This is a genomic window from Desulfovibrio sp. (assembly GCF_009712225.1).
GTDB lineage: Bacteria > Desulfobacterota > Desulfovibrionia > Desulfovibrionales > Desulfovibrionaceae > Desulfovibrio.
This window is the reverse complement of sequence record NZ_WASP01000007.1, coordinates 154,970-160,722: the sequence shown is the minus strand read 5'-3', so window position 1 is coordinate 160,722 and position 5,753 is coordinate 154,970. Positions and strand designations below refer to the sequence as shown.

The window sequence follows — 5,753 nt, the reverse complement described above, 5'->3', positions numbered from 1 at the left end:
GTTTTTTTGTGGCGCTGGGGGTGTCGTCTTGGGCGTGGGGGCTTCTTCAGCCGCGGCAGATTTTTGCTGCGGTTCTTCTTCCTTTTGGCCCTTCTTGGATTTTTTGTCCCTGCGGCTTTTGGAATTTTTTTCCTTGGCCGGAGCCTCTGGCTTTTTGGGGGCTTCCGCCGCGGGGGCCACAGGCTGTACGGGCGGGCCTGCCGCCGCGGGAGCGGCAGGGGAGGCTGCACCTTGTACCGGCGGATTCTGTGGCTGCTGCGCCTGTGCTGGCGCTGGCACGCCGGGGGCGGTCAGGGGGGTGACCTGCGGTGCGCCGGGGCTGGCGGGCGCAGGTGCAGAAGGTGTCTGGACGGTTGGCGTCTGCACTGTGGGAGCCTGCAGAGGTGGCGTGAGCGTCGGCGAAGTGAAGCCGGGGTTGGCCTGCCCACCGAGTGTGGGGGATGTGGGCGCTGCTCCGTTGGTTGCGTCGGTGCCCTGAACAAACACGGAGTCTGCTGCGGCGAACGCCAGGCCATGAGGCAAGACAAGGGCCAGGGAAAGGCCGCACACAAGCGCCGTTTTGCAGGCTGAAACAAGATGGGCGCGGCTGCACGCCGCGCCCCATCGAAGAAACATGCTGGTGTTCCTTACGGTTTACGTTTGGGGCAATTAAAGTTCATAAAGTCCACTTCCGGGCGGCTTGTCAACCGCTCATCAGGAACCAGCGCATACCCACGCCAGTCACGCAGTGTGGCATTTATTCTATCCATATTCACATAGCCCAGCAAGGCGGGCCAGCGGTCGGCCATATCCCGCAGCATGCGTGCGTATGTTACCTCGCCGCCGTGGAATCCGTCAAAGAATTCACAGTCGCTGGAGGCAAAGGTGCGCGGGTCGGTAAAGTCCATCGCGTCAATGCCGCGCGCCAGCAGTGCCTCACGCAGGCGGAAGAGGTGCTGGTAATCGCCTTCGCGTTCGCGCATGGCTTCGAGCACTCGCACCGAAAGGGGCGAAATGAATACAAAGGTGGCAATGCCGCGAGCCTTGAGTCGGCAGTAGATTTCGGCAAAGGCATCGAGATGCGCAGAGCTTATGCCGCCTGGGTCGCGGCTGTCGGCCAGCGGTTTGGCGTGAAAGAAGGCCTTGGTGCCGTAGCGAACCTGCTTGAGGGTGTCCTCGAACTGGTAGTCAAAGGGGCGCTTTTGGCCGGTGCTTTCGCCGGTGTAGTACCACGATCCGTCAGAGCCAAAGCCATCGTCAAACTGCTGGGCCATGGTGCCGAAGCGGTTGTCGCGGAACCCGCCCATGGACTGGGGCAGCAGGGGCGCGATAAAGTTCTTGGCCGATATCTTGCCTTCAAGCAGCCATGTCCAGGGTTTTTTGAGGCTGTCAAAGCCATAGTTGTACGAGCCGCTGGTGGGGGGCTCTTCCTTGAAGGGGTCGGCATTCCACTGCGGCATGAACCACCAGAAATCCAGACCGATAATCACTGCCTCTGGCTTGTGGATCTGCAGCATGGCGTCGATGGTCGAGCGCAGCACGGGCAGGTTGCCCGCCGTGCCGCCCACGTTCAGGAAGGGCTTGCGAAAGTAGGCCCCGCGAAACTGCATGACGCGCGAGGAACCCACGGCGGCAATTTCGGGCTTGACCTTGGCATAGAGTTGAAGCTTGTAGTCCACAAAATCCTGCGACACACCAGAGCCAAACACGGCAAAATTGCCCTTGGACTGTGTGGTAACGGCCCGCTCCACGGCCACGTCGCCGCTGCTGCGCAGCCACCACGCGGTGTAGGGAACAGCCAACAGGCATCCCGCCAGGACCAGGCCCAGCAACACAAGAAAATAACGCTTGAGAAAGGCGGCTTCTGTAATGTTGTTCATGGCATTCACGCGTGGTTAAAATTGGAAGTACAGGAAGGTCGCCTTGCGCGAAACCAGGATCAGGGTCAGGAAGGCCATGACAGCCAGACCTGTGGCCCAGGCGGCGGTGGGCCGCCATGCGAGACGGGGGAATGTGCCGTCGCGCCTGCCATGCAGTATTTCGTGCGTGTTGGGCAGGGCCCACACCACAAAAAAGCTCACCAGCAGAAGGGCAAATGGAATCCAGCCCTGAATGTAGTTGTTGGGCAACCAGCGCGCCACCATGGCGGCAAAGCCGGTGAGTCCGTCGGTTGCTGCGCTCAGGCCCGCCGCTTCACGCGTAAACGGTCCCGCAAACATGGCTTTGTACATGCGGCCCGCACCCTCGATGGTCAGCGCGCGGAACACAACCCAGCACAGGTTGATGCAGAAAAACGTAAACAGTATGGAGCACAACCGTAGCGGCGTAAGGGCCAGAATGCGTTCGAGCGCCTTGCCCTTGATGCAGGCGCGGAAAAAGTGGTTGATGCTCAGCATCGAACCGTGCAGCGCGCCCCATACGATAAATGTCCAGCCAGCGCCGTGCCACGCGCCGCCGATAAGCATGGTGAGAAACAGGTTGCGGTACTGCATGAACCGGCCCTGACGGTTACCGCCAAGGGGGATGTACAGAAAGTCGCGCAGCCAGGAGCTGAGCGTGATGTGCCAGCGCCGCCAGAAGTCCACAATGCCCGTGGATTTGTAAGGCGAATCAAAGTTTTCCGGCAGCATGAGGCCCAGCATGAGGCCAAGGCCAATGGCCATGTCTGTATAACCCGAAAAGTCAAAATACAGCTGGAAGGTGTAGCACAGCGAACCAAGCCACGCCTCGCCGCCGCTGAGCGGAAAGGCCTTTTCGGCGGCGTTGAATACCGAGTCGGCATAAAGGGCTATGCTGTCGGCCAGCAAAACCTTTTTAACCATGCCGATGGTAAACAGGGTAAAGCCCCGGGCCAGGTTTTCTGCGTTGGTGGGGGCCAGCGTGTCAAATTGCGGTCCCATCTGCTCGTAACGCACGATGGGGCCAGAAATGACATAGGGAAAACAGGCGGAAAACAGCGCGTGGCGGGTAAAGCCCTGGGGCGTAACCTGGCCGCGGTACACGCTCACCAGCCATGCAATCTGTATAAAGGTGTAAAAAGAAATGCCCAGGGGCAGCCCCGGCGAGGTAAAGTGCCATTGAACATGCAGCAGGGCGGCGATGTTCTGGGCAAAAAAGGCAGAATACTTGAACCACAGCAGGGGCAGCAGGTTGAGCACCAGAGCCACGGTCAGCAGGCCTTTGCGGCTCAGGCGGAACCGGCAGCCGCTCTGCTTGCGCGAGCCGCACATGCAGGTGCTTTCGGCCTTGGCTTCATCCCCTGTTCCGGCTGCCTCCTGCGGCGCATCGGCGCTCTGCGCCGGTTCCGGATCTGGTGCAGCCAGCGCAAGGGCAAAAGCGTAGTTCATGCCCAGGATCACTGCCAGCATGATGAGAAACGGCAGGCCCCACAGTCCGTAAAATACCGTGGAGAAAGCCAGCAGCACCAGCGCCAGCCCCGTGGGGCCATAGCCCTGGGCCAATCGCCAGCAAACCAGCAGCAGGGGTAGAAAGGCAAAAAGGAAGGAATACGAGTTGAAAAGCATGCGCGACTCCCGTTGGGCGGCGTGGACATGCCCGCCGCTCGGCGTCAGCCAGTATTCTGCCGCAAGGCGCGGCGTTGGGTGTGCTGCGTAGCGCTGGCGGCGCAACAATGCCGGATCCTTTGCCTTTGCGTGCTGCCAAGCCCCCCATCATTAACGGTGGGGTTGGCATTCAGTCTGTGCGTTCGGTAAGCCGGGCGTGCTTGACGCCAGAGGCCAGCGGACGCAATCTGCTGAAAAAAGGCAAAGAAAAAAGCGCGCACGACAAGAAACGCGTCACACGCGCCCCTACCGGCATGCTAGCTGCCGAGGCTCCGCAGTTTGCCTAGGGGTTCAGCTCTGCGCGCAGTTTGCGCGAAAGCCGGAACACCATTACCTTGCGCGGCGGCAGGGTGATGGTTTCATCTGTCTTGGGATTGCGGCCCTTGCGGGAGGCCTTGTCGTAACACTCAAACTTGCCGAACCCGCTGATCAGCAGGGCCCGGTCCTTTTTAATGGCGACCTTCATGATCTCCAACAGTTTTTCGACCACGTTCTTGACATCTACGCGGTTCTTGTCCGTTTCTTCGTAGATGGCCTCCACGATGTCCGCTTTGGTCAGTGTTTTTTTCATAGTGCTCTCCGGCGCAGTGCGCTGGTATGGCTTAATGGAACCCCGTGTTCCCGATGCCCCGCAGCAATGGTCGTCAGCTTCACACGAACGGAACTTTTGTGTAAAATACACGCAACTTACAAGCAGAGCAAGGTTTTTTTAAAAATTTCACCTGCATGCCCATTTCCGTCCGATGCGCTCCACATACCGTTTCACAGTCAGTGAGCACTTATGCCCCGCAAAAAAAAGTTTTTGTCCCCCGATTTTGTGGACGCCAACGCACCCCTTTATCGGAGTATCCCGCTCGATAATGCAGAGAATTTGCAGCATTTTTGTGATTCTTTACACAAGGAATCGGTGCCTATTCAGTGGGGCTACGGAGAGAGCGTGACGGCACCCCGGCAGTCGCCAGCGCGTCAGGCCGTTGTGCCGGTGTTTTTGCCTTTTCGGGGGTGCCCGGTGCGTTGCGTGTTTTGTGCGCAGGATGTGCAGACGGGCCTTGTGCACACCGGCCTGGCCGATGCCCGCCAGCACCAGCCCGCAACCGGGCAAGCTGCCGGCATGCAGGCTGCAAACGGGCAGCCCTCAATCCCGCAGGCAGGCAAAAGCATTGAAGAGATATTGAATAACACGCGGCAAAACCTGCGCCAAAGGTACGAAACGGGTCAGCCGCCGGCGGAACTGGCTTTTTACGGTGGAACCTTTACCGCCCTGCCCGAACACGAGCTCGCCGCCTGCCTGAGCATGGCCCGCGAGGCCATGGGGCGGGGCTGGATCAGCACGTTTCGCTGTTCTACCCGTCCCGACAGGGTAGATGCCGCCGTACTTGAGCGTTTGCGTGACGCTGGCTGCGGCGTGGTGGAACTGGGCGTGCAAAGTTTTGCCGACCGCGCGCTTGCGGCTTCTCGTCGGGGATACACCGGCGCAACAGCTCTTGAGGCCTGTGCAGCTGTGCTGGCAGCTGGCCTGAAACTTGGAGTGCAGCTTTTGCCCGGCATGCCCGGGCACACACCCGGCGATTTTGCCGATGACGTGCCTGCGGCTTTGGCTGCCGGTGCGCACATGTTGCGTTTTTATCCCTGCCTGGTGCTTGAGGGCACGGGGCTTGCCGCTATGTGGCGCGAGGGCAGCTATGCGCCCTGGCCGCTGGAGGCAACGCTTGATGCTCTGGCGCAGGGCTGGCTTGCGGCCATGCGCGCAGGCGTGCCGGTAATCCGTATGGGGCTTGCGCCGGAGGAAGGCCTGGCCGAGGCCGTGCTGGCCGGGCCGGTGGATGGAGAACTGGGCGGCAGGGTAAAGGGGCGTGCCCTGCTGCTGGCCGTGCGCGAGGCGCTGACGGCCTCGGCTGCGCGGCAGAAATGGCTGGAAGAAAATGGCTTTGCCCTGTGTCTACCCCGGGCTGTTCAAGGCTTCTTTTGGGGTGCGCGTGGTGAACTGCGCGCGGCGTGGGCGGCTCTGGGCCTGCGTGCGGTAGCCTTTGAGGAGCAGACGCAACCTCAGATACTGCTGATCTCGTCCCGGCCCTGATTTTACCTTTTGTCCGAAGGCTATCCCCATCCGCAATCCGCCGCCTGCTCGCAGGCTGTGCCTGTTTCTGACGCCGTTCGGTTTTGCCCGGCGCATAAAAGGAGGCGGCCCCCGCCGGGGCGACGGCGGGCGGG

General features: G+C 60.7%; 5 protein-coding genes and 1 pseudogene. 2 read left to right on the top strand and 4 right to left on the bottom strand.

What is annotated here, in order from left to right; translation table 11 throughout:
* The 3 genes and pseudogenes from F8N36_RS10435 to F8N36_RS10425 all read right to left on the bottom strand — a co-directional run.
* A pseudogene (locus F8N36_RS10435) lies at positions 1–615 on the bottom strand (hypothetical protein); the annotation flags it as partial.
* Positions 616–626: 11 nt separating this feature from the next.
* Complete coding sequence (locus F8N36_RS10430; RefSeq protein ID WP_291332748.1) at positions 627–1,859, bottom strand: hypothetical protein; 1,233 nt, start codon at positions 1,857–1,859, stop codon at positions 627–629.
* 15 nt (positions 1,860–1,874) lie between these two features.
* Positions 1,875–3,611 (bottom strand): MBOAT family O-acyltransferase, encoded by a 1,737-nt coding sequence (locus F8N36_RS10425; protein ID WP_291332747.1) that lies wholly within the window; start codon positions 3,609–3,611, stop codon positions 1,875–1,877.
* Between F8N36_RS10425 and F8N36_RS10420 the strand changes: the two genes are divergently transcribed.
* The gene (locus F8N36_RS10420) at positions 3,611–3,829 is read left to right on the top strand and encodes a hypothetical protein (protein ID WP_291332746.1); all 219 of its coding nucleotides are present in this window, start codon (positions 3,611–3,613) and stop codon (positions 3,827–3,829) included. The two genes, F8N36_RS10425 and F8N36_RS10420, sit on opposite strands and share 1 nt — an antisense overlap.
* Here the strand turns inward: F8N36_RS10420 and F8N36_RS10415 are convergent.
* Positions 3,826–4,113, bottom strand: a complete 288-nt coding sequence (locus F8N36_RS10415; protein WP_022657574.1) for an integration host factor subunit alpha — start codon at positions 4,111–4,113, stop codon at positions 3,826–3,828. The genes F8N36_RS10420 and F8N36_RS10415 overlap by 4 nt on opposite strands.
* 342 nt (positions 4,114–4,455) lie before the next feature.
* Here F8N36_RS10415 and F8N36_RS10410 point away from each other — a divergent pair, with 342 nt between their 5' ends.
* Positions 4,456–5,619, top strand: a complete 1,164-nt coding sequence (locus tag F8N36_RS10410) for a radical SAM protein (RefSeq protein ID WP_291332752.1) — start codon at positions 4,456–4,458, stop codon at positions 5,617–5,619.
* Positions 5,620–5,753 lie beyond the last annotated feature (134 nt).